The sequence below is a fragment of the Acidobacteriota bacterium genome, from assembly GCA_040754075.1.
Lineage (GTDB): Bacteria > Acidobacteriota > Blastocatellia > UBA7656 > UBA7656 > JBFMDH01.
In genome coordinates this window covers 142,368-165,056 of the sequence record JBFMDH010000010.1, presented here as the reverse complement: position 1 = coordinate 165,056, position 22,689 = coordinate 142,368, and the positions used below count along the sequence as shown (strand labels likewise).

Annotated in this window: 15 protein-coding genes; 12 read left to right on the top strand and 3 right to left on the bottom strand. The window is 49.2% G+C overall.

The annotated features are described in order from the left end of the window. Positions 1-15 precede the first annotated feature (15 nt). The 6 genes from AB1757_13220 (at position 16) to AB1757_13195 (ending at position 8,788) form a co-directional block, all read left to right on the top strand. Positions 16-2,409: an ABC transporter permease gene (locus tag AB1757_13220; protein ID MEW6127994.1), complete on the top strand. Its 2,394-nt coding sequence runs from the start codon at positions 16-18 to the stop codon at positions 2,407-2,409. Between the two features lie 20 nt (positions 2,410-2,429). After that, positions 2,430-4,076, top strand: a complete 1,647-nt coding sequence (locus AB1757_13215) for a M28 family peptidase (GenBank protein MEW6127993.1) — start codon at positions 2,430-2,432, stop codon at positions 4,074-4,076. Positions 4,077-4,188: 112 nt separating this feature from the next. Further along, the gene (gene speB / locus AB1757_13210) at positions 4,189-5,043 is read left to right on the top strand and encodes an agmatinase (GenBank protein MEW6127992.1); all 855 of its coding nucleotides are present in this window, start codon (positions 4,189-4,191) and stop codon (positions 5,041-5,043) included. A gap of 28 nt (positions 5,044-5,071) precedes the next feature. After that, complete coding sequence (locus AB1757_13205; protein ID MEW6127991.1) at positions 5,072-7,510, top strand: ABC transporter permease; 2,439 nt, start codon at positions 5,072-5,074, stop codon at positions 7,508-7,510. A gap of 187 nt (positions 7,511-7,697) precedes the next feature. Beyond that, positions 7,698-8,570 (top strand): DUF4097 family beta strand repeat-containing protein, encoded by an 873-nt coding sequence (locus AB1757_13200; GenBank protein ID MEW6127990.1) that lies wholly within the window; start codon positions 7,698-7,700, stop codon positions 8,568-8,570. A 68-nt stretch (positions 8,571-8,638) separates the two neighbouring features. Next, the gene (locus tag AB1757_13195; protein ID MEW6127989.1) at positions 8,639-8,788 is read left to right on the top strand and encodes a hypothetical protein; all 150 of its coding nucleotides are present in this window, start codon (positions 8,639-8,641) and stop codon (positions 8,786-8,788) included. Here the strand turns inward: AB1757_13195 and AB1757_13190 are convergent, their stop codons facing one another. The 3 genes from AB1757_13190 to AB1757_13180 all read right to left on the bottom strand — a co-directional run bounded on the left by AB1757_13190 (position 8,789) and on the right by AB1757_13180 (position 10,595). Continuing rightward, a complete protein-coding gene (locus AB1757_13190; GenBank protein MEW6127988.1) occupies positions 8,789-9,157 on the bottom strand; it encodes an HNH endonuclease in 369 nt (122 codons plus the stop codon). 123 nt (positions 9,158-9,280) lie between these two features. Beyond that, entirely contained in the window at positions 9,281-9,961 is a 681-nt protein-coding gene (locus tag AB1757_13185) for a hypothetical protein (protein ID MEW6127987.1), read from the bottom strand. Positions 9,962-9,986: 25 nt separating this feature from the next. Then, on the bottom strand, positions 9,987-10,595 hold the full coding sequence (locus AB1757_13180; GenBank protein ID MEW6127986.1) for a hypothetical protein: 609 nt from the start codon (positions 10,593-10,595) through the stop codon (positions 9,987-9,989). 440 nt (positions 10,596-11,035) lie between these two features. Here AB1757_13180 and AB1757_13175 point away from each other — a divergent pair, with 440 nt between their 5' ends. The 6 genes from AB1757_13175 (at position 11,036) to AB1757_13150 (ending at position 22,687) form a co-directional block, all read left to right on the top strand. Then, positions 11,036-11,425 (top strand): BlaI/MecI/CopY family transcriptional regulator, encoded by a 390-nt coding sequence (locus tag AB1757_13175; protein MEW6127985.1) that lies wholly within the window; start codon positions 11,036-11,038, stop codon positions 11,423-11,425. 3 nt (positions 11,426-11,428) lie between these two features. After that, positions 11,429-13,813: a M56 family metallopeptidase gene (locus tag AB1757_13170; GenBank protein ID MEW6127984.1), complete on the top strand. Its 2,385-nt coding sequence runs from the start codon at positions 11,429-11,431 to the stop codon at positions 13,811-13,813. Between the two features lie 117 nt (positions 13,814-13,930). Beyond that, complete coding sequence (locus AB1757_13165; GenBank protein ID MEW6127983.1) at positions 13,931-14,998, top strand: hypothetical protein; 1,068 nt, start codon at positions 13,931-13,933, stop codon at positions 14,996-14,998. Between the two features lie 285 nt (positions 14,999-15,283). After that, positions 15,284-17,710 carry an ABC transporter permease gene (locus AB1757_13160; protein ID MEW6127982.1) on the top strand — a complete coding sequence of 809 codons (2,427 nt, stop codon included), beginning with the start codon at positions 15,284-15,286 and terminating at the stop codon, positions 17,708-17,710. 15 nt (positions 17,711-17,725) lie between these two features. Beyond that, positions 17,726-20,173: an ABC transporter permease gene (locus AB1757_13155; GenBank protein ID MEW6127981.1), complete on the top strand. Its 2,448-nt coding sequence runs from the start codon at positions 17,726-17,728 to the stop codon at positions 20,171-20,173. 72 nt (positions 20,174-20,245) lie between these two features. Continuing rightward, positions 20,246-22,687, top strand: a complete 2,442-nt coding sequence (locus tag AB1757_13150) for an ABC transporter permease (GenBank protein ID MEW6127980.1) — start codon at positions 20,246-20,248, stop codon at positions 22,685-22,687. Positions 22,688-22,689 lie beyond the last annotated feature (2 nt).

Below are 22,689 nucleotides of genomic sequence, written 5' to 3'. Positions count from 1 at the left end.
CCACAGGAGAATGTCATGGAAACACTTTGGCAAGATGTGAAATATGGTTTGCGGTCGCTGAAAAATAAACCGGCTTTTACCCTGCTTGCCGTTTTTACGCTGGCGCTCGGCATCGGCGCGAATACGGCGATTTTCAGCGTCGTCAATTCGGTGTTGCTCAGTCCCTTGCTCTATAAAGATTCAAACCGCCTCATCACGTTCCGTTCAAATCAATCACCCCTTGATGTCGCCGACCTTAAATCGCGCAATCAATCGTTTGAAGAGATAGGCGGCATCACCTATCAACCGCTGGATTACACCGGCGGGGCTGAACCCCAACAAATTATGACCGGACAGGTTACTGCCGGGTATTTCAAAACGCTTGGCGTCGAACCCTTGATGGGTCGCGTCATTTCAACCGAAGACCGGCAGGGCGGGGAACCGGTTCTGGTTTTAAGTTATGAACTGTGGCAAAGCCAGTTTAATGGTGACCCGCAAATCATCAACAAAGAGATTCCGCTTGCCGGTAAGGTTTATACCATCATCGGCGTGATGCCCAAAAATTTTGTTTCGCCTCGCGAACGTGTCGAAGCCTTTGCGCCGGTCAATGTCGCAAACCCGCTTGCGGCGGCTTATCGTGGCGTACATTTTTTAAGAACCTATGCGAAACTGGCGAAAGGTGTCTCTATCGAACAGGCGCAAGCCGAGATGCAAATCATCGATCAGCAATTTGCCGCCGAATATCCCGAAGAAAACAAAACCCGGCAAACCGTTTTGTTTCCTTTGCAGGAACGCATCGTCGGAAATTCCCGCACCCCACTGCTGATTATTTTCGGCGCAGTCGCTTTGGTGTTGCTGATTGCCTGCGCCAATTTCGCCAACCTGTTACTCACACGCTCTGCGGAACGCGAACGCGAAATGGTTATCCGCTCGGCGCTTGGCGCAAATCGTTTGCGCATCATTCGGCAACTACTGACCGAAAGCGTACTGATTGCGCTTGGCGGCGGGGCGCTCGGCATCATTCTGGCAATCTGGGGAATTGATTTGCTGGTGTCACTGAAACCCGATGATTTGCCGAGGCTCAATGAAATTCGCGTTGACCGTGTGGCACTGCTTTTTACCTTGGGGCTTTCGGTGATTACCGGGTTGGTCTTTGGTTTGATACCGGCGTGGAATGCTTCAGGCAATAACCTGAACGATTCGCTGAAAGAAGGCGGACGAACCGCCACCGGCGGGTTTGGAAAACAGCGTTTGCGCAGCACACTGGTCATTGCAGAGATTGCCATTGCAATGGTATTGCTCATCGGCGCAGGACTGCTCATCAAAAGTTTTTCGCAATTGCGCGCCGTTCGTCCCGGCTTCAATCCTGAAAATGTGACGACCATGCGGATTGATTTACCGGAAACGCGCTACAAAGAAATTGCCAGACAAAATCAGTTTCGCTCGCGCATGCTCGAAGAGGTCAATGCGATTCCCGGCGTTCAGGCAGCTTTAGTTAGTGAATTGCCGCTCGGCACCGATTTGCTAACTCACAATTTCATTATCGAAGGTCGTCCGCCGGTCGCCGTTGGTGAAGAACCGGAACTTTTAACCCGCAGCATTGAAGGTGAATATTTTCGCGCCATGCAGATTGCGCTACTCAGCGGGCGCGATTTTACCGCGCAGGATACCGACAAAGCGCCGCTCGTTGGCGTCGTCAATGAAAGTTTCGTCAATGAATTTTTCGATGGCGAGTCGCCGCTTGGCGCGCGCGTTCGCTGGGCGCGCGACCGTGAAGTGAACTGGATTACCATCGTCGGTGTGGTAAGCGATGTGAAATATTTTGGACTCAATCAGCCTGAGCAATCGGCACTTTATACGCCTTATGCACAATCAGGTCGCGAATGGAAACGCTGGATGAATCTGGTGGTGCGCAGCCAGTCCGCGTCTGCAAATTTAATTCAGGATGTGAAAACCAAAGTATGGAAAGTTGACCCGTTGATTCCCTTAAACAGAGTGCGACCGATGACGGAAATCGTTTCGACATCGCTTGCCGGCGAGCGTTTCAATACCTTGATGCTCACGATATTCGCGGTTGTCGCCTTGTTGTTAGCGGTGAGCGGCATCTATGGCGTGATTGCGTATCTGGTCACCCAACGCACGCACGAAATCGGCATACGCCTTGCACTTGGCGCACAGTTGCGCGATGTGTTCAAACTGGTTATCGGTCAAGGACTCCTTTTAACCATCATCGGTGTCGGCATCGGATTGCTTGCGGCATTTGCTTTAACGCGATTATTGCAAACCCTGTTGTTTGGTGTGAGCGCCAGCGACCCGCTGACCTTTACAATGATTGCCGGGCTGCTTTTTCTGGTTGCCATCCTTGCCTGTTATCTTCCGGCAAGACGCGCCAGCAAGGTCGATCCGATGATTGCTCTGCGATACGAATAATTTTAAAAACAGGAATGAATATGAAAAAACCACTCTCTCTCATTTATTTTTTGGTCATCGCTTTGGTGATGCCTGGCGTTCAAACGTTCGCGCAACGCAAGGCTGAAAAACTTGCGGCAACTACTGCGGCGTCAGTTCACGGCAATGCCGATTTTATCAACGCCACACAGTTGAAAGACTACCTGACCTTTGTGGCATCGGATGAAATGGAAGGGCGCGACACGCCTTCACGCGGACTCGACACCACAGCGAAATATATCGCTTCACAACTCTCGCGCTGGGGCGTTAAACCGGCGGGCGATGATGGCAGTTACTTTCAACGCATCGCCATGAAGCGCAATAAAATTGACCCGCAACAGACTCGCGTCGAAATCAATGGTCAGGCATTTAATTATGGTGAGGATTTTCTGACCTCGCTCTCTCCGGGTTCAGCAAGCGGACAGGTGGTTTATGCCAGTCACGGCTGGGTGTTCAAAGCGAAAAACATTGATGCCTATCAGGGCATTGATGTGAAAGGCAAAATTGTCGTGGTAACGGGCGCACCGCCGAAAGACATCTCCAACAAAGATTTTTCAGGCAAACAGGGCGAAGACTGGGATTTTCCAACCAGTGCGGCGCAAAAACGCGGGGCGATTGCCGTCATGCAAGTCGCCGGGTTTCAAACCCTGGCAAACTGGAATCAGTCCCGTCAAAACGCCTTGGAACGAGGATTTGCAACGGTCGATAAATTCCAGAGCGCGACCAATTCTCAAATCCCTTCGCTTATCATTGCGCCGAGATTGGTCAATGTGCTCTTTCAAGGTGAAAAACAGAATGCGACGATGATTTTCAATCGCGCTGCCGCGAGCGATTCGATTGAAGCTTTTGAATTCAAGGCAGAGAAAAAAGTCAGCATGCAAATCGCAACCAGATCGGAACCCACGGGAACCCAAAATGTCATCGGCGTTTTAGAAGGCAGCGACCCGGTATTGAAAAATGAATATGTCGCCATCGGCGCGCATTATGACCACGTTGGCATCGGGCTTCCCGTCAACGGTGATGCGATTTATAACGGCGCGGATGATGATGGTTCGGGAACCGTAGCGGTGCTGGCGATGGCAGAAGCCTTTGCCAGAGGCACCCGCCCGAAACGTTCGATACTGTTTATCTGGCACGCGGGCGAAGAGAAGGGTTTGTGGGGGTCGCGCTATTTCACGGACTATCCGACGATTCCGCTCAATCAAATCGTTGCCTGTCTCAACATTGATATGATTGGGCGAACCAAAAAAGAGAATGATGTACCGGCAAATCAACCCTTGCCAAAACCCGGTGAAGTTTTTCTCATCGGTCCCAACATGATGAGCACAGAGTTGAAGGGCATCAGCGAAGCCATCAACCAATCCTATCTCAAATTGAATTTCGATTATCGCTATGATGACATCAAACATCCCGACAATTTCTTTTTCCGCAGCGACCATTACAACTATGCAAGAAAAGGAATACCCATCATCTTTTACATGGATGGCGAGCACGCAGATTATCACCGACCATCTGACCATGTAGACAAAATCGATTTTCAAAATATGGAAAAAATTGCGCGAACCATTTTCGCAACCGCGTGGGAGTTGGCAAATCGCGCCAATCGTCCCAAGGTCGATAAAATTCCTTCGCTTGAAGCCGGGAATTAGCGCGCCGTCTAAGACCCGCAACTCTTTATAAGGGCAAGGCGCGTCCTTGCCCGATATTTGTCCAAGTTGAAGCGCTTTGAAGTTCATGGCAAACGGTCAACCATCAAATCGAATGACACTATCCAGCCGAATCGCCTTGATTGGCATTCCACTTGATGACCATTCCTCGTTTTTAAAAGGCGCGGCTCAAGCGCCACCGTTGATTAGAAAAGCCTTTCATTCGGATTCCAGCAACGACTGGACAGAGCTTGGTTTTAATCTCGGAACCGAGGATGTAATTTACGATGCGGGCGATTTAAAATTCACGCCAACTGCAAACGTCTTCGCTGAAATCGAACAGACTATCGAATCCTTGCTCGAATCGAGCCTGCCGGTTGTTTCGCTAGGCGGAGACCATTCCATCACCTATCCGATTATTAAAGCTTTCCGAAAAAAATATTCACGGCTGAGCATCCTGCATTTCGACGCCCACCCTGACCTTTACGATGAACTCGGCGGTAATCGTTTTTCACACGCTTCACCGTTTGCGCGAATTTGTGAAGCGGGACTTGCTGACCGTCTGGTGCAAATCGGCATTCGCGCATTGACCTGTCATCAACGTGAACAGGCTGACCGATTCGGCGTCGAAATCCACGAGATGAAAGATTGGCGCGGCGCGATGGATTTGCAATTTGCGACGCCGGTTTATCTCTCGATTGATATGGACTGCCTCGACCCGGCATTTGCGCCGGGCGTTTCGCATCACGAACCCGGCGGACTTTCGACGCGGGAAGTGATTCAACAAATTCACGCAATTCAAGCGCCGATTGTCGGCGCGGATATTGTCGAATTCAACCCGGTAAGAGATGTGATGGACATGACGGCGATGACCGCAGCCAAGTTATTAAAAGAAGTAGCCGGGCAAATTTTGCGGAATGCCAATACCACATCACCGCCGCATTTCACCGATGAATTGGCGGAAACGTGATAATCGACAAAGGCTTTAAGGAGTGATTATGGATACGCTTTTGCAAGATATTCGTTATGGTGCGCGGATGCTTTTGAAAACCCCGACCTTTACCTTCATTGCGGTAATTGTCATCGCGCTTGGCATCGGCGCGAATACGGCAATTTTTTCGGTCGTCAACGCTGTGCTGCTCAAAGCCTTGCCTTATCCGAATTCCGAAAGCGTGATGGACATCGGCTTGTTCAATTCGCAATTGGAAGGCGGTCGAGGCAGCCTTGGCGATGCTGATTTTCTCGCCATTAAAGAATACAATCAAAGCTTTTCTCACGTTGCTGGTTTTTCAACGCCGCGTAACGGGTTCAACCTCACTGGCAAAGAGGTTCCCGAACAGGTCATCGGTTCACTTGTGACCGCAGACTTTTTTGAAGTTTTGCAAATGAAGCCGATGTTAGGTCGAACCTTTTTACCGGATGAAGACCAACCCGGCAAAGAGCGTGTGGTGGTTGTCAGTTACGCTTTCTGGCAAAAACATCTGAATGGTGACCCTCGCGCCAGCGAGCAATCGATTTCCCTCAATAACCAAAGCTATGCAGTGATTGGCGTGATGCCCAAAGAATTTCGCTTTGCCAGAACCGGAACTTCAGAATTTTGGGCGACGATTCAAATTGCGCCGCCGCAAAATCGCCCGCCTTATTATCTGGGGGTCATCGGTCGGTTACAGGATGGAGTCACACAACTACAGGCGCAAGCCGACACTAGCGCCATCGTCAACGAAATCGGCAAACGCTTTGCTACGCCTGGCAGTAATGATGAAAGCAAAAGCAAAACCGTCTTGCGACCGCTCAAGACCATAATTGTTGGCAATTCCGAATTGCCACTCATTGTGCTGCTTGGCGCAGTGGTTTTTGTGTTGCTTATCGCTTCGGTCAATGTCGCCAATCTATTACTGGTACGCGCAACCGGTCGTGAAAAAGAGATGGCGATTCGCGCGGCGCTGGGCGCGAGTCGTTGGCGGTTGATTCGCCAATCGATAACTGAAAGTTTATTATTGGCGCTCATCGGCGGAACGCTTGGATTATTTCTTGCGTCCTGGGGAATGGATTTGATTGTCGCCTTCAAACCGGAAAATCTGCCGCGCCTGGACGAAATGCAACTTGATGGTCGAGTGCTTTTATTTACCGGTTTGATTTCAATGGTGAGCGGATTGATTTTCGGACTCGCGCCGGCAATTCAAAGCGGCCAGGTTCGTTTGCAGACAGCACTCAAAGAAGGCGGGCGCAGTGATACGGAAGGTTTTGCCAAACGCCGACTCAAAAATTTATTGGTAGTCTCTGAACTCGCACTCGCCTTGATTTTATTGGTTGGCGCGGGTTTGATGATTCGCAGTTTTCAAACTCTGCAACAGGTCAATCCCGGTTTCAATCCCCACAATGTGGTCAGCCTGCAAATCAATTTGCCGCGCAATAAATACCCGGATGCTGCTCAGGTTGCCACATTTCAACAACGGTTTTTACAGGGTGTTGAATCCTTGCCCGGTGTGGAATCGGCAAGCCTTTCGATGGCATTGCCGCCGAATCTGTTAATTATGACCAACCCTTTTACGGTAGAGGGAAATCCGCCTGCCACCGGTGAAGCGCAACCGCTTGCCGAACATCTGTTGGTCAGTCCCGATTATTTCAAAACGCTCGGCATCCGATTAATTAACGGACGGGTGTTTACCGATGCGGATAATCAGGATGCGCCGGCGGCTATCATCATCAACAAGACAATGGCTGAACTCTATTTTGCCGGTCAAGACCCGGTTGGCAAACGACTGCAAACCGGCGATTACAGCCCGCAATTTCCGTATGATTTGATAGTCGGCGTGGTTGATGATGTGAAATACGCCGGGTTGAATGAAAAACCGAAGCCGACCCTGTATACGCCCTTTTTGCAGAATCTGTGGTGGCGCTCGATGTATGTAGCGGTGCGTACACAAGGCGACCCGCTCGGTTCGGTTGCCGCAATTCGCAATGAAGTCTGGGTTGTCGATAAAGATTTGCCGGTATCGAATGTCAAAACTATGGAGCAATTGATGTCCGAATCGGTAACGGAGCCGAGAGCTTTAACCACGCTTTTTGCCATGTTCGGACTGCTGGCGTTGATTCTCGCAAGCATCGGAATTTACGGCGTGATGGCTTACTCCGTCAGTCAGAGAACGCGCGAAATCGGCATACGGTTGGCGCTCGGCGCACAGAAAAAAGATATCCTGCAAATGATTATCAACCAGGGGCTGAGGCTTGCGGTTATCGGCGTCAGCATCGGTCTGGCTGGTTCGTTTTTTCTGACGCGGTTGATGAAAGATTTGTTGTTCGGCGTGAGCGCGACCGATATTTTAACCTTCGCTGCGGTATCGGTAATTTTGACAGGAGTGGCTCTGGTAGCCGGTTTGGTGCCGGCGCGTCGCGCCGCCAAGACCGACCCGATGGTGGCGCTCAGGTATGAATGATTGGGGATTTCGGATGGCTGTTGCACTATAGCGATTGGAGGAAGCTATCACTGTAGAAGGTTATCAGTGATGCGCGTGAAAGCAGACCATCCTCGCATTTAAATTAGTCCAAAATTTATTGAAACGAATTGTGGTCAACCACCACTTACACACCAGTCTTATTTCAAATCAATTTCGGAGGTTTTCAATGAAAAGGGTTTTCGGATTATTTTTGCTTCTTTTTCTGGTTGCCATCGCGCAACTGTCACAACCAACAGTCGCGCGTATGGAAACGGTATCTGCTACGCAGAGCAAAGATTTTAAGAAGACAGTGGCGGTTGATAACGGCGCGGATTTTCGCTTGGAGACAGACAAGGGCAGCGTCCGGTTGACCGCCTGGGATAGCAATCAGGTAGAAATTTCAGCGCGCATCGATCCGCCTGAAAATGAATCCACAGATTACCAGACACGCGCCGTTGAAGCGGTTCGCATTGAAGTATTGGGCGGCGGCGGGTCGCTCACCGTGCGCTCGAATTTCGAGGACGTTCCTTACAAAAACCAGGCGTTAGGGAGACTTTCACGCTCAAGAAATCTGCCCGACGTTCATTACGAAATTCGCGCCCCGCGAAATTTGAATATCCATATCGAACTCGACAGGTCAAACCTTTCCATCGAAGGATTCAAAGGGCGTGTGAACCTCGAAGCCGATAGAACACCGGTAACCGCGCGCGACATTGAAGGCGATTTTCGTTTGAATGTCGATAGAGGAACGGCAAACTTAGCCAATCTCAAAGGCAGTATCAAACTCGATGCCGATAGAACCGACGGTGAAATTCTTGCCGCGCAAATCAACGGCGATTCAACCATTGATATTGATCGCGGGGAAATCGACTTGCGACTTTCCGAATCGCAGGGGTTGAGCGTTAAAACCGAATTCAGTAAACGCACGCGCTTCAATAGTGACTTCCCGATTGCGACCACGACGCTTGACCGCGCCAGCTTTGAAGGCACGATCAATGGCGGCGGTCCGCGTCTGCTCATACGCTCTGACCGCGGCACCATCAAACTGAAACGTCAATAATTCGGGAAGGGGAAAACCAGGCAAAACCTCTTTAAAGGTATTGCCTTTACCCTGATGAAAGTTTCGGATTGCCCCAGTTCTTTGGCAGGGGCGTAACCCATGCTTTGGCATTTGCTTTCGTACCGGTAATTTTAACAGGAGTGGCTCTGGTAGCCGGTTTGGTGCCGGCGCGCCGCACCGCCAAGACCGACCCGATGGTGGCGCTTCGTTGCGAATGATTATTTGTAATTGGGATGATGTAAAGGGGGGTGTTTTCCTGCAATTATTAGAACACGCCGTAAATTAACCACGTTAACCCGATTCAATTTTAACCCTTCAATAGTAGCGCGCCCAATAGGGGTAAGCCCAAGTAGTTCGGTAAAATCCTGATTCCAGGTGAAGTGCTCATGCCAGAGGTCGGTTCTCGGATTAAAGAAAGGCACAACCTCCTGTGTTATTGGGTCGATAGTAGAAATTTTATTATATTTAAAATTGTTACAACTTTGACAAGCAAGTGCGAGGTTGTCTTGTATGCTTAGTCCGCCACTATCTATTGGCACGATATGTTCAATTGAGAATGTCGTTGGAGAAAAATCTTCGTTACTCAAACAGTATTCGCAGCAGAAATGAGCACGTTCTTTCACCAACTGTCTCAATTGCGGAGAAATCTTGCGCTTATTCATGAGATGCGAGATTGTTGGACAAAAAACACATGGATATTAAGACTCTTTTTAAGAAGACAGTATTTGTTCCAATTCGTTCAACAACTCCAAGTGGGTATCTGTTTGCAAAGGTGCTTGGGAGTAGTATTTATTTTCTGAGAAGAGAGTATCATTTTCTCTTTCAAACCGAAACGGTGAAGGCTTCAGTCCTAATCCATCTGCTGTAAATACTAACCCGGAAGTCTCAAAGGTAAAGGACTCACTTGGCAAAGATGATAACCGCTCACCAGATGTGAGTTTAGATAATCGGGCAGCAAATTTTTCCAGCTTAGGATTTAGCGCATTGAGCCTATACTCCGATTTAACGATTAGCTCGCTAACATACCCCTTCCTCCTCACCATTTCTGGACGAAATACAAGGCCAAATTCTCCTATCCACTGAGAAATTTCTTCGAGAAAAGCCTCACTATCCTGTGTAGAAGAACGTGTCTCTGCTACCATTCCGTCGTCAAAACTTGTGAAATTAATTAATATATTTGCTCCCTGTGTATTTTTATAAGTACCGCCTACAAACCTGTCACCTGCCTCTCTTTGTAGGTCAAGGCTCATTTCCTTAGGATATTGAATGAATTTATATTTTTCTGTAAGAGTAGGTAAAAACGTATGCCATAGATTTAATCCGCGAGGGTTTATATCGCGAGCGTTGACGAACCAAACGGCTCTGGCAATGACAACTGATACGAGTTCCATGAAGTATCCTTTCTTCTAACGGTATTTACGTTCCTGTTAAAGAATCTGCCGCATTTTGATTTCTATTCCCTTTAATTAAAGATTTTTGAGGTCTTTTATAGTCATTTATATAGCGAACTCTTGGTGTAAGTGATTTTTCAGGTTCAAGCCCTTTTTGACTACTATTTTTACCGGCGTATTCCTTTATTAAACCTTCAGAGATTTGTAACTCGCTAGTGGTTTCATTAACTTCTTGCTCTTCATTTAAAAGGTTAGGTGAGGGTTTGATACCTAGTTGATCCATTAATTTATCAAGAGTGAGGTTACGTAAAGCCGCAAGTTCGATTAGATACTTTATTCTTTCTACGTTCACCCGTTCGACTTCATCGGTGATACCAATTAGCTCTTGTAGTTCCTTATCACTGATAGTGCGAGATTGCCGTTTGGCAATCAAGTTTTGCATTCGAGTAAAGGTTGCAGGAGGAAACCCTTGATTGATTTTCTGTAGAAGCTCTAGCTCTTTCGCAGGTAGAGATGGCGCACCTTTTTTGACTTTAATAGCAAAAAGTTTGTTCACAAATTGTTCCAATTCTGTTGATGACATTTGTGATGCCGCAACTAGTAGCTGGTCGGTTTCAATGTTATTTGTTGGCATAAAGACAAACTCCTTTACACTTCTTTACATCTTCCTTGCCAATCTTAATCAATACCACTCTTGTTGGCGAGTTAGAAAAGTAAATTCTGTAACCTTGGTTTTGACTTATAGGGTTGTTATTGAATAAGACATACCAACTTGAACGAATGAGACAATCGATATTCTAACCCAGAAATCGAGACATCGGCACTCTCGATAAGGCGAGAATACTTATACCCCATAAACAAGGCTTCATCACAATGTAGAGCCTATCAAGCTTCTGCATTCTGGTTTAGCTGTATTCATTGGATATTTTACGAAGAACTATCCTTCATGCATTTAGTGCTTGACTTGGGTTTTGCAAGGTGCTAAAAAATTAGCACCAATCGGGTGCTAGAAATTTAGCACCCCTGGTGAATAATAAAAACCAGGCGACAACGCAAACAAGATTGAGAGGAGATATGACGCAGAAATCGCACCATAAGCTGAGCCGTCGGGAACGGCAAATCATGGATGTTATTTATAAACTCGGACAGGCAACCGCTGCCGAAGTGTTGGAGCAATTGCCGGAACCGCCCAGTTATTCGGCAGTCCGCGCTATGCTCAGGTTGCTTGAAGAAAAGGGGTATTTAAAGCATCAACAGGACGGGCCGCGATACATTTTCATTCCCACACTGGCGCGCGAAAAAGCCAGAAAATCGGCATTGAAACAGATGTTGCAAACCTTCTTTGACGGCTCAACCGAAGAAGCCGTCGCCACGCTTCTCGATATTTCCGGTTCCAAACTCTCGCAGGATGAATTAGACAGACTTTCCGGGTTGATTGAAGATGCCCGTAAAAAAGGACGTTAATTTATGACCGCAATGTTCAATCTGGTTTTCTTTAATTTAAACACCAACGACGGACTGCAATTACTTTTTGATGTGGCAATGAAAAGTTTGCTTGTCCTCACGTTGGCTCAAGTTATGGTTGCCTTGCTCAAAAAATATTCAGCCGCGACCCGGCACCTGATTTTGAGTGTGTCAATCGCCGCCGTGCTGTTGATTCCGGTGCTGGCGTTGAGTTTACCGGCAATTCGCTTCCCGGTTTTACCGACGTTGATTTCACCAACTGTCGCCGATGTCCACATTGAAAATCAGAATAAAATGAGTATGGAGCCGACCAATTCTTCTCCTGCCGAAATCAATAAACCGGTAACTGACCGGAACGAAACCAGGTTTACGGCTCAGGAACCGATGGCTTCATCGAGAGCCAAGCAAACAGAGCTTTACAGAGTTGATGAGTTATCGCTGCCGCCAGTGATGGCGCTACCGGATGTCGCCTCGCATCTGGAAACCGAAAAGCGTCAGTCGGCAAATGAATTCAACTGGGGAGGGCTTATCCTGGCAATCTGGCTGGGCGGATTTTTAATGGTTTCCTGCCGCTTCGCATTCGGCTTATTCAATGTCTGGTTTATCGCGCTCAAGGCAACACCGGTCACCGATATTTCCTGGGTAACGCTTACGCACAGTTTGAGCAACCGGCTGTCATTGAATAAAGGGGTAAAAATTTTAAAGACCGAGCGCGTTTCATTGCCGATGACCTGGGGCGCATTTCGTTCGGTAATTTTACTGCCCGAAGCCGCAGATGATTGGTCATTGAAAGGTCGAAGCATCGTGTTGCTTCACGAACTGGCGCATGTCAAAAGGCGCGATTGTTTGACGCAAACTCTGGCACAGATGGCTTGCGCGATTTACTGGTTCAATCCGCAGGTGTGGAAACTGGCTGCGCGGTTGCGGGTTGAACGTGAACTCGCCTGTGATGATGAAGTTTTGCAAATCGGCACACGACCTTCCGATTATGCGGGGTATCTGGTTGAAATCGCCCGGTCATTTAAAGCCAACGTCTGTGTCTCGCCGTTTGCGGTTGGCATGGCGTGTTCGGAACTCGAAAACCGTGTGCGCACCATTTTGAATACCAACATTAAACGCCAAACCAATTCTCGCCAGCGTGTGGCTTTTACAACGTTAATCGCGACCTTGTTAATCATTCCGCTGGCGATAATTCAACCGCGAAGCAAGGTTGAAGCCCACATCGCGGAGGTAAATTCTGCCAACGCCGATAATGAAATAGCGATTGTTGAAAACCCTTATGAAGTCAATGAAGTCGCCGGCGCGGATAACCAACCGGCGATTTTAAGAAGCCTGGATGATATTAAAGCTTCCCTGCAAACCCAGAACGCCGCACAGGTTTCGAGCAAAAGCGAAAATCAACCGAATCCGGTCATCGCTGTGAATTTTACTAATGAAGCAAACCCCGGTGAGGTGACAACTGGCGAAGGTCAAGGCAGAGGGCAGGGAAGCGGTACAGGTATCGGCGCAGGAAGTGGCGCAGGAACCGGCACCGGAGCGGGCGCAGGTTATGGCGTTGGCGGCGGAGCAGGAATCGGCAGCGGACAGAATTCCGAATCAAAAAATAAATCGACCAAGCCGCTAACCCCGAATGAATTCATCCGCTTGAAAATGGCTGATGTGACGCCGGAATATATCGAATCGCTTAAAAAAATGGGGTTCGATAATTTAAGCGTTCATCAGATAGCCGAACTGAAAATCCATAACATTGATGAAGCCTATGTTCGTCAGGTGCAAAACTGGGGCTTTGATAAACCTACGGTTCGTGACCTCATCCAACTGAAAGTTTCGGGCGTCACCGGCGATTATATTTCGTCAATAAAAAAAGCCGGTTTCGAGCAGCTTACGGTTCGCCAGCTCACCAGTTTAAAAACCTTCAATGTCACGCCGCAATATATTGACGCGCTGCGTAAACTCGGATTCGGAAAACTGACCTTGAATCAAGTCATCAGTTTGCGTTCGCAAAATATCAATGAAGAATTCATTCGCCAGGCAGAGAGTTGGACAGGCGAGAAATTGACCTTGAATCAATTGGTGCAAATCAAGGTTCATAATTTGACCCCGGCGTTTGCAAATGAAGTGAAAGCGATGGGATTCGACAATGTCTCATTCGAGAAGTTGTTACAAATAAAAATTCATGGCATCACCGCCGACTTCGTAAAAGAGATGCGCGGACTGGGGTTTGATAACCTGACGCTTGAACAAGTCCTCCGGTTGAAAATTCACAACGTCACCCCGGATTACGTGCGAAAGATTCGCGCCGCCGGATTCAAAAATGTTTCGCTCAATCAATTGCTTGAAATGAAAATGCACGGTTTGGACGAAATTCTTCTAAGAAACAGTAAGTAAAACAGACGCTTCAGTCAGTTGAAACCGATAGAGGAATTGTTTGTCCACAGGTCTATAGTTTCTGCAATTCAGTATTTCGTTTTGTAATCCCAGCCAAGATTGTCACAAGGAGTGGTTATGAAAAAAACATTATTCTTCGCAGTTATTGGATTACTGATTTATAGCTTTTCGGGAGCCTCGAACGCTGCGCAGGAATCGTTTGCCGGTGATTGGACTGCCAAAGTCAGAGACACCAGCAAAGGACGTATGCTTTATCTCAATATCAGTATGGAGAAGGATGGACGTTACCGCTATATGAACTGGGGCAGCGAAATGCCTTTGCAGGATTTTCGCGGGCTGGATGTCAACGCGGCGGGGAATGTGCAATTCTCTCTCGCAAGAGAAGCTGGCACGGTGACCTTTGATGGACTGTTCAAAGATGGCAAAGGCGTCGGCGATTTCAAATTCACCCCGAATCCGGGTTTCATCAACACCATGCGCAGTTATGGTTATGAAGGGATTACGCCGGAAAAACAGTTTTCGATGGCGCTTCATGACGTAGGCACCAACTGGGTTAATGAATTGCGGTCGGTGGGCTATGACAAAGTCTCGCTCGATAAATTAATCGCTATGCGCATTCATCGCGTCGATGCCGAATACATTCGCGGCATCAAGGCGCTCGGTTTCGATAAACTTTCGGAAGACAAGTTGATTGCTTTCCGCATTCATAATGTGAACGCGCAATTCATCAAAGATGTCGAAGAGATGGGCTTCAAAGGATTGTCTGCGGATAAACTGGTCGCCATGCGCATTCATAACATTGATCGGGAATTTATCGCCAAAGCCAAGGCGCTCGGCTTTAATGATTTGACCCTCGATCAATTGATGACCATGCGCATACATAAAATTGATGAAGAGTTTATTAAAGGCGTCAAAGAGATGGGCTATAGCGATTTGCCTATGCAAAAACTGGTTTCTCTGAAAATTCATCGCGTCAATAAAGATTTCATCAAAGAGATGGAAGACGCGGGTTTTCGCGATATTCCGCTCGAAAAACTGGTGACGTTGCGCATCCACGGCATCGACAGCAAATTCGTTAAAGAGATGCGCGACGCCGGGTTTACCAATGTAACGGTTGATGAACTGGTGCGCTTGAAAATTCATGGCTTCAATTCCGAAGCGATTCGGAAAATGCGTGGCAATTAATCCTAAATGCAATACGCTTTACAACGTTTAGCCAAATGGTCAAAGAGCGAACGGACAGCGCTTTTCAACCTACCGAAACCTTTCAATGTTGCGATTATGGGACTAATCAATCCCATAATCGCACATTTTTGAAAACCATCCGCCAATCACCCCTTTTCCTTACTTTATAAATCAATCGTTTAGCAGCAACTACGCAACGTGGCACGGCATTTGGTATGAAAACCTGCACCCTGCCGCTAACTTGGTCTTTCGGTTGAAAGAAAAAATTTGTCCTGGGGGGTAATTATGTACACCTTATGGCAAGACCTGCGTTATGCCATTCGTTCATTTCTAAAGACACCGGGATTCGCCCTCGTCGCCATCGTCACCCTTGCTTTAGGGATTGGCGCAAACACCGCAATTTTTACCGTGGTCAATGCCACTTTATTGCGCGGCTTGCCTTATAAAGAGCCGGATAAACTTTTTCACTTGTGGGAAACCCGCTCGCAGGGAGACTACAAACAACGCGAAGCTTCTTATCCCGATTTTCTCGATTGGCGACAGGCGCGTTCTCTCGATGTTGCAGCCTACACCGGTAGTCGCGGCGTCACCTTAACCGGTCGCGGAGAAGCCCAACGCATAGCTTCAACCGGTGTCAGCGCCAATTTCTTTTCAGTGCTTGGCGTTGACCCCATGCTCGGTCGCACCTTTCTTCCTGAAGAAGAGAAACCCGGCGTAGGTCGCGTCGTGGTTCTCAATTATGGGTTATGGCAAAGACTTTTTGGCGGCGATGAAAATATCATCGGCGAGAAAATGACGCTCAACGGGCAAACTTACACAGTGGTTGGCGTAATGCCACAGAGTTTTCAATTCGCATTGCGACCCGGCGTTGAGATGTGGATGCCGGTTGAACCTGGACCCGCACAACTCAGCCGTCGTTATATGCACTGGGTTAAAGTCATTGCCCGACTTAAACCGAATGTGACCGTAGAGCAGGCGCAAGCTGATTTGCAGGCAATCGGTGAACAGATTGCCGGACAGTTTTCCGATTCGCATTCGGGCACAACCGTCAGCTTGATTTCGTTACGCGAACAGATTGTCGGCAGTGTAAAACCGATTATGATTGCCTTGCTTGCGGCTGTCGGTTTGGTTTTGTTGATTGCCTGCGCCAATGTTGCAAACTTGTTATTGGCGCGTTCCGCCTCGCGTCAAAAAGAGGTTGCCATACGCCTTGCGCTCGGCGCAAATCGCGCAAGGTTGATTCAACAACTGCTGACCGAAAGCGTTTTGCTGGCGCTCATTGGTGGAACCTTGGGATTGTTTCTGGCGATGTGGGGTGTCGAGGCGTTGATTGCTGCGATACCGCAGATGCAACTCAACACCATGCCTTATCTGCGCGGCTTGAAAATCGACAACACGATTTTGCTTTTCACCGTTGGTCTGTCGATTATGACAGGTATACTTTTCGGGCTGGTTCCTGCCCTGCAATCTTCCAAATTCGATTTGCAATCGACCTTGAAAGAAGGCGGCAAGTCTTCGGCTACACACCTTCGCCAAAACTTCCGCAAAGCCTTAGTCATTGCAGAGGTCGCCTTATCTCTGGTGCTATTGATTGGCGCGGGCTTGATGCTCAAGAGCACACTGAAACTGTTGCAGGTCGACCCCGGTTTCAATACCGAAAACCTCTTGAGTTTTCAGGTCAGCCTGTTGCAAACGAAATATAGCGAAGCGGAGAAAGTTACCAATTTCTATCAAACCCTTCTTGAACATATTGAATCGGTTCCCGGCGTGAAAGCTGCCGGATCGATTGATGTGACCCCGTTTCTTGGCGGCAACACCCACAGTTTTTATGTCGAAGGTACGCCGCAACCTGAAAGAGGACAATCGCCAGAAATCAATGTCCGCACCATCAGCCCAGGCTATTTCAATGTCATGGAGATTCCGGTTATTGAAGGGCGCGAATTTACCAATAACGATAATCAGCGAGCGCCAGCGGTCGTGGTGGTCAATCAAACCATTGCCAAAAGAACTTTTCCAAATGAAAACCCTATCGGCAAACGGTTGATCTTTTTCGGCGACACACCGACCCCGTTTGAAATTGTTGGCATTGTCGGAGACGAAAAAGTAAATAGTCCCGATTCGCCAACCACCGGCGTGGTCTATTTTCCGTTCTTACAGGAATCGAGCACGGTCATCGGTTTTATCGCCCGCACGACTTCCGACCCGAACAAACTGGCGCAAGCCATTCGCAGCGAATGTCAATCGCTTGACCCTGACCTGGCGGTTTCGGGTGAAACCACCATTCAAAATATACTCGATAGCTTACCTTCGACCTTTGCGCGTCGCTATCCGGCTTATCTGATTGGACTGTTTGCCCTGACTGCCTTGTTGCTCGCAGTGATTGGCATCTACGGGGTGATTTCTTATTCGGTCACCCAACGCACACAGGAAATCGGCATACGGTTGGCGCTTGGCGCACAGCGTTTGGATGTCATCAAATTGATTTTAGGGCAGGGCGTAAACCTTATCGGCACTGGCATCGTCATTGGGTTGGTTGGCGCATTTTTCGCGACGCGATTTCTGGAGAGCTTACTCTTTGGTGTAAGCGCCACAGACTTTTCAACTTTCTTTCTGGTTGCCTCAATTATCGCAGGAGTGGCTCTGGTAGCCTGTTTGGTGCCCGCGCGTCGCGCCGCCAAGACCGACCCGATGGTCGCGCTCAGGTATGAATGACAGTGGAGGAATGAAATGAAAGACCTGCTTCAGGATTTACGTTATAGCTTCCGATTGCTCTTTAAAAATTTTGGCTTCACCGCCGTGGCGCTGATTACCCTGGCGCTCGGCATCGGGGCAAACAGCGCGATTTTCAGTGTCGTCAATACAGTGCTTTTGACGCCGCTGGCATACAAAGACTCGGAACGCCTGGTGATGATGAATCATCGCTACCCCAAACTTGATTTGAACGCTTCGGTTTCTGCTGTTGGTTTTACGCATTACCGTGACCAAAACCAGAGCTTTGAAAACATCCTGGCGTTTAATATGTGGCAGGTGAATCTCACAGGCGCAGGTGAACCTGAACGATTGTCAGGTCTCACCGTAACCCCGACCTTTTTCCCGACGCTTGGCATTGACCCCGCAAAAGGGCGCGTCTTTCTTGCCGAAGAAGATCAACCGGGACGCAACAAAGTAGTTGTTCTAAGTGACGGATTGTGGCGCAGACGATTCGGCGCTGACCCGAACATCTTGAATCAATCCATCACCCTCAACGGCGAAAGCTATAACGTCATTGGCATCATGCCTCCGAGTTTTCAATTTGGCAGAGAGTTTGCGCAGACCGTTGATTTATATGCGCCGCTGACTTTCACCGAAGCGCAATTGCAACCCAATCGCTGGCGCAATGAATTCCTCACGGTTTTAGCGCGCCTAAAACCTGGTGTGACGTTTGAGCAGGCGCAGACCGAAATGGATTCTATTGCCGCCAATGTCAGGCAACAATATTTCACCGGCAGCGATGCCAGCGACCCCGGCAGTTGGGGATTGCGCCTGAGACCGCTTCACGAACTGATCGTTGGCGATATTCGACCGGCGCTTCTGGTGTTATTGGCAGCAGTCGGATTGGTGTTACTGATTGCCTGCGCCAATGTCGCCAATTTACTTCTGGCGCGCGCCGCATCGCGTCAAAAAGAGGTGGCGATTCGTGTGGCGCTCGGTGCCAGTCGTATGCGCATGATTCGCCAGTTTTTAACCGAGAGCGTAGTGCTGGCGTTGATTGGCGGTACACTCGGAACCTTACTTGCCATCTGGGGAATCAACGCCCTGTTAAAACTCAATAACGATTTGATTCCGCGCTCGCAGGAAATCGGTCTCGATAGTCGCGTTCTAATATTCACACTGGGAATCTCTTTACTGACGGGAATTCTTTTCGGCTTGGTTCCGGCGCTGCAATCTTCAAAAACCGATTTGCACGATACCTTGAAAGAAGGCGGACGAAGCGGCGCAAGCGGCACCAAACGCAATGTCCGTAGCGCGCTGGTGGTTGCAGAGATAGCTCTGGCATTGGTGCTCTTGATTGGCGCGGGATTGTTGATTCGCAGTTTCACAAAACTTCAAGACGTAAGCCCCGGCTTCAATCCTGAAAATCTCCTGGTCATGCAGGTGGCGTTGCCCGGCAATCAATATAATGAGCCGCAAAAGATAGACAATTTTTTCCAACAGGCGCTGCAAAGTATTCAAGCGTTACCAGGGGTGCAATCCGCAGGCGTTGCCTCGACTGTGCCGATGAGCGGCAACAATTCGAGCGGCAGTTTTGCCATCGAAGGCAGAACCGTTCAACCGGGCGAGATGGCTCCCTGGGGAAATCGCTGGCAGGCGGGAAGCAATTATTTTCAAACGCTGAATATCCCTTTGATTAAAGGGCGATTTTTTGATGACCGTGACGTGCTGACCTCGCAACCCGTAGCGATTATTGATGAGACCATGCAGCGCAAGTTTTGGCCTGATGAAGACCCGGTTGGCAAGCGCATCAGTTTTCAACGCGACCCGCAAGGCAACCCCATCTGGCGCGAAATTGTTGGCATCGTCGGTCACGTGCGCCACAGAGGACTTGAAGGTGAATCGCCCGTGCAATATTACCTGCCGCATCGTCAACTGGCAGGCAACGGAATGTTTGTGATTGTACGAACCGCAAACGAGCCTTCCGGTCTGGCGTCCGCTGTGCGCGGCGCTATTCAATCGGTTGATCGTGACCTGCCGGTTTATCGCGTCACGACGATGGAACAGGTGGTCACCGATTCAATGACCCAGAGGCGATTTGCCATGACCTTGCTTGGCATTTTTGCGCTCGTGGCGTTGATTCTGGCATCGGTTGGACTTTACGGCGTGATGGCTTATTCGGTCACTCAACGCACCCACGAAATCGGCATACGCATGGCGCTTGGCGCAAAATCCGGCGATGTATTGAAGATGGTTGTCGGGCAGGGAATGGTGCTGGCGGTCATTGGCTTAGGGATAGGTCTGGTCGCTGCATTCGGCTTAACCCGATTGATGACCACGCTCTTATTCGGTGTGAGCGCCACCGACCCGCTTATCTTCGCCATTTTGCCTTTGCTGCTTGCCGGTGTGGCAGTGGCAGCGAGTTTAATTCCGGCGCGACGCGCAACCAAAGTCGAACCCATTATCGCGCTCAGATATGAGTGAGATTTTCTAAATTTTTGTTTTAATGATTCAAATTCAGCAAAGCCAAAAGAGAAAAAAGAGACAAGAGATTTTATGGATAATTTAATTCAAGACTTACGCTATGCCTTTCGAGCCTTGCTCAAAAAACCATTTTTCGCAGTGATTGCCATAATGACTCTCAGCTTGGGGATTGGCGCAAACACCGCCATTTTCAGTGTGGTCAATGGCGTCTTGCTTCGCCCTCTGCCGTTTCCTGAACCTGAACGTTTGATGATGGTCTATAACACTTCGGGTAAAGAAGACCAGGGCAGCGCGACCTACCCGGACTTTAATGATTGGCGCGAACGCAATCAATCGTTCACCCAACTGGCAGCCTATTCGACCAGAGATTTCACCATCACAGGCGTCGGCGAACCGTTTCGTTTGCGCGGCGCGATGGTCACACATGAATTATTACCGCTGCTTGGCGTGAGTCCCGAACAAGGTCGCTTCTTTAGCGCCGAAGAAGATAAGCCGGGCGCGCGCGCAGTGATTCTCAGCCATCGCGTATGGCAGGAATATTTCGGTTCCGAAGGTCGATTACCTGAAAAGCCCATCAACCTGAACGGGCAAAATTACAATGTCATCGGGGTGATGCCCGCTGGATTTGTCTTTCCGATTCAGACCGAACCAGTAATCGAACTATGGACGACAACCGCAACCATGCAGGAAGGTCGCGCCCCGCTTACTGCGCAACGCGGCAATCACGCGCTGGAGGTTATCGGTCGTTTAAAAGCTGGTGTGACGCCGGAACAGGCGCAAGCCGAAATGAGTTTGATAGTCAGCGATATTGCTCAACAGTTTCCCGATACCAACTCGGAATTCGGTGTGCGAGTCGCCGCGTTGCATCAAGACCTGATTCGCGATTTCAGTCTGGCGCTGTGGTTGCTGTTCGGCGCGGTCGCCTGTGTATTGCTGATTGCCTGCGCCAATGTTGCCAATCTTTTACTGGCGCGCGCCACTACCAGACAAAAAGAGGTGGCGATTCGCACGGCGCTTGGCGCGAGTCGTTGGCGCATTATTCGCCAGTTGATTACCGAAAGCCTGTTGCTTTCAGTAAGTGGCGGGATGTTGGGAATGTTGATTGCGATGTGGGGAACCGACCTCGTGTTGTCATTGGTTCCGAAAGGCTTGCCGCGCGCCGCAAGCATCGGCTTTGATGCCAGCGTTTTGATTTTTACAACGCTTATTTCGGTAGTCACCGGGTTGCTTTTTGGCATTGCTCCGGCGTTGCAGATTTCCAAAACCAGCCTGACGCAATCCTTGAAAGAAGGCGGACGTAGTGCATCGGGCGGCGCACAGCACAATCGCATTCGCAGCGTTTTCGTGGTCGCAGAAGTCGCCATCGCATTGACGTTGCTGGTAACCGCAGGACTGTTAATCAACAGCTTCTTTCGCTTGCAAAATCTCAAGCCCGGTTTTGAAACCACCAACCTGTTGAGTTTTCGTCTGGGACTTCCCGATACGCGCTATCCGCAGGAACAACATCTGACGAATTTTTATAACCAACTCGCCTCGCGCATTGAAGGCATCGCCGGTGTAAAAGACGTCGCCTACATTACGGCTTTACCATTTAGCGGACAGGGCGCAGGCGTGGGCTTTTCCATCGAAGGCGAGCCAGGCGAACCCAATCGTCCGTTCCCCTATGAAACGGATTTAAGAACCGTAAGTAGCGGTTATTTTCACGCGATGGGAATTCAACTTTTGAGTGGCAGAGATTTTGATGAACGCGATACTTCAACATCAAATCAAGTCGTCATCATCAATGAAACCCTGGCGAATAAATTTTTCCCCAATCAAAACCCGATTGGCAAACGCATCAATCCGAGTTTTGCGACCGATGATCGCGGCATCCTCATGCGCGAGATTATCGGCGTCGTCAGTGACATCAAACATCGAACCTTGAATGAAGAACCGCGCGCCGAAGTCTATATCGCTTATCCACAGAATCCCCGCCCGACCATGTTTTATGTGGTGCGCACCACCAATGACCCGACCGCTACGGTTGCGGCGATTCGCAGCGAAGTTCAATCGCTTGATAAAGACCTGCCGATGTACAACATCAAAACCCTTGATCAATACATCTCGGCATCGGTATCGCAACCGCGATTCAATATGCTGCTGCTTTGCATTTTCGCCAGCGCCGCGCTGCTTCTTACCATCGTCGGTCTTTATGGGGTGATGAGTTATGCGGTGACACAACGCACCCACGAAATCGGTGTGCGCATGGCGCTTGGCGCGCAGACCGGCGATGTAATAAGGCTGATTGTCAAACACGGATTGAAACTGACATTCATCGGCATTGCCATAGGTCTGGCTGGGGCGCTGGCACTGGGTCGCATCACCGAAAGTCTGCTTTTCGGGGTCACGGCATCCGACCCCGTCACCTTTATTGTCGTGTCTTTGATTTTGACAGGAGTGGCTCTGGTAGCCTGTTTGGTGCCGGCGCGCCGCGCCACCAAAGTTGATCCCATGATTGCGCTCCGCTACGAATAGCG

Excerpts from the sequence above, each read along its gene's own strand:
- AB1757_13205 (MEW6127991.1), top strand. The coding sequence starts at position 5,072 with ATGGATACGCTTTTGCAAGATATTCGTTATGGTGCGCGGATGCTTTTG.
- AB1757_13155 (MEW6127981.1), top strand. The coding sequence starts at position 17,726 with ATGAAAGACCTGCTTCAGGATTTACGTTATAGCTTCCGATTGCTCTTT.
- AB1757_13165 (MEW6127983.1), top strand. The coding sequence starts at position 13,931 with ATGAAAAAAACATTATTCTTCGCAGTTATTGGATTACTGATTTATAGC.
- AB1757_13200 (MEW6127990.1), top strand. The coding sequence starts at position 7,698 with ATGAAAAGGGTTTTCGGATTATTTTTGCTTCTTTTTCTGGTTGCCATC.
- speB (MEW6127992.1), top strand. The coding sequence starts at position 4,189 with ATGACACTATCCAGCCGAATCGCCTTGATTGGCATTCCACTTGATGAC.
- AB1757_13175 (MEW6127985.1), top strand. The coding sequence starts at position 11,036 with ATGACGCAGAAATCGCACCATAAGCTGAGCCGTCGGGAACGGCAAATC.
- AB1757_13150 (MEW6127980.1), top strand. The coding sequence starts at position 20,246 with ATGGATAATTTAATTCAAGACTTACGCTATGCCTTTCGAGCCTTGCTC.
- AB1757_13170 (MEW6127984.1), top strand. The coding sequence starts at position 11,429 with ATGACCGCAATGTTCAATCTGGTTTTCTTTAATTTAAACACCAACGAC.
- AB1757_13215 (MEW6127993.1), top strand. The coding sequence starts at position 2,430 with ATGAAAAAACCACTCTCTCTCATTTATTTTTTGGTCATCGCTTTGGTG.
- AB1757_13185 (MEW6127987.1), bottom strand. The coding sequence starts at position 9,961 with ATGGAACTCGTATCAGTTGTCATTGCCAGAGCCGTTTGGTTCGTCAAC.
- AB1757_13160 (MEW6127982.1), top strand. The coding sequence starts at position 15,284 with ATGTACACCTTATGGCAAGACCTGCGTTATGCCATTCGTTCATTTCTA.
- AB1757_13180 (MEW6127986.1), bottom strand. The coding sequence starts at position 10,595 with ATGCCAACAAATAACATTGAAACCGACCAGCTACTAGTTGCGGCATCA.
- AB1757_13220 (MEW6127994.1), top strand. The coding sequence starts at position 16 with ATGGAAACACTTTGGCAAGATGTGAAATATGGTTTGCGGTCGCTGAAA.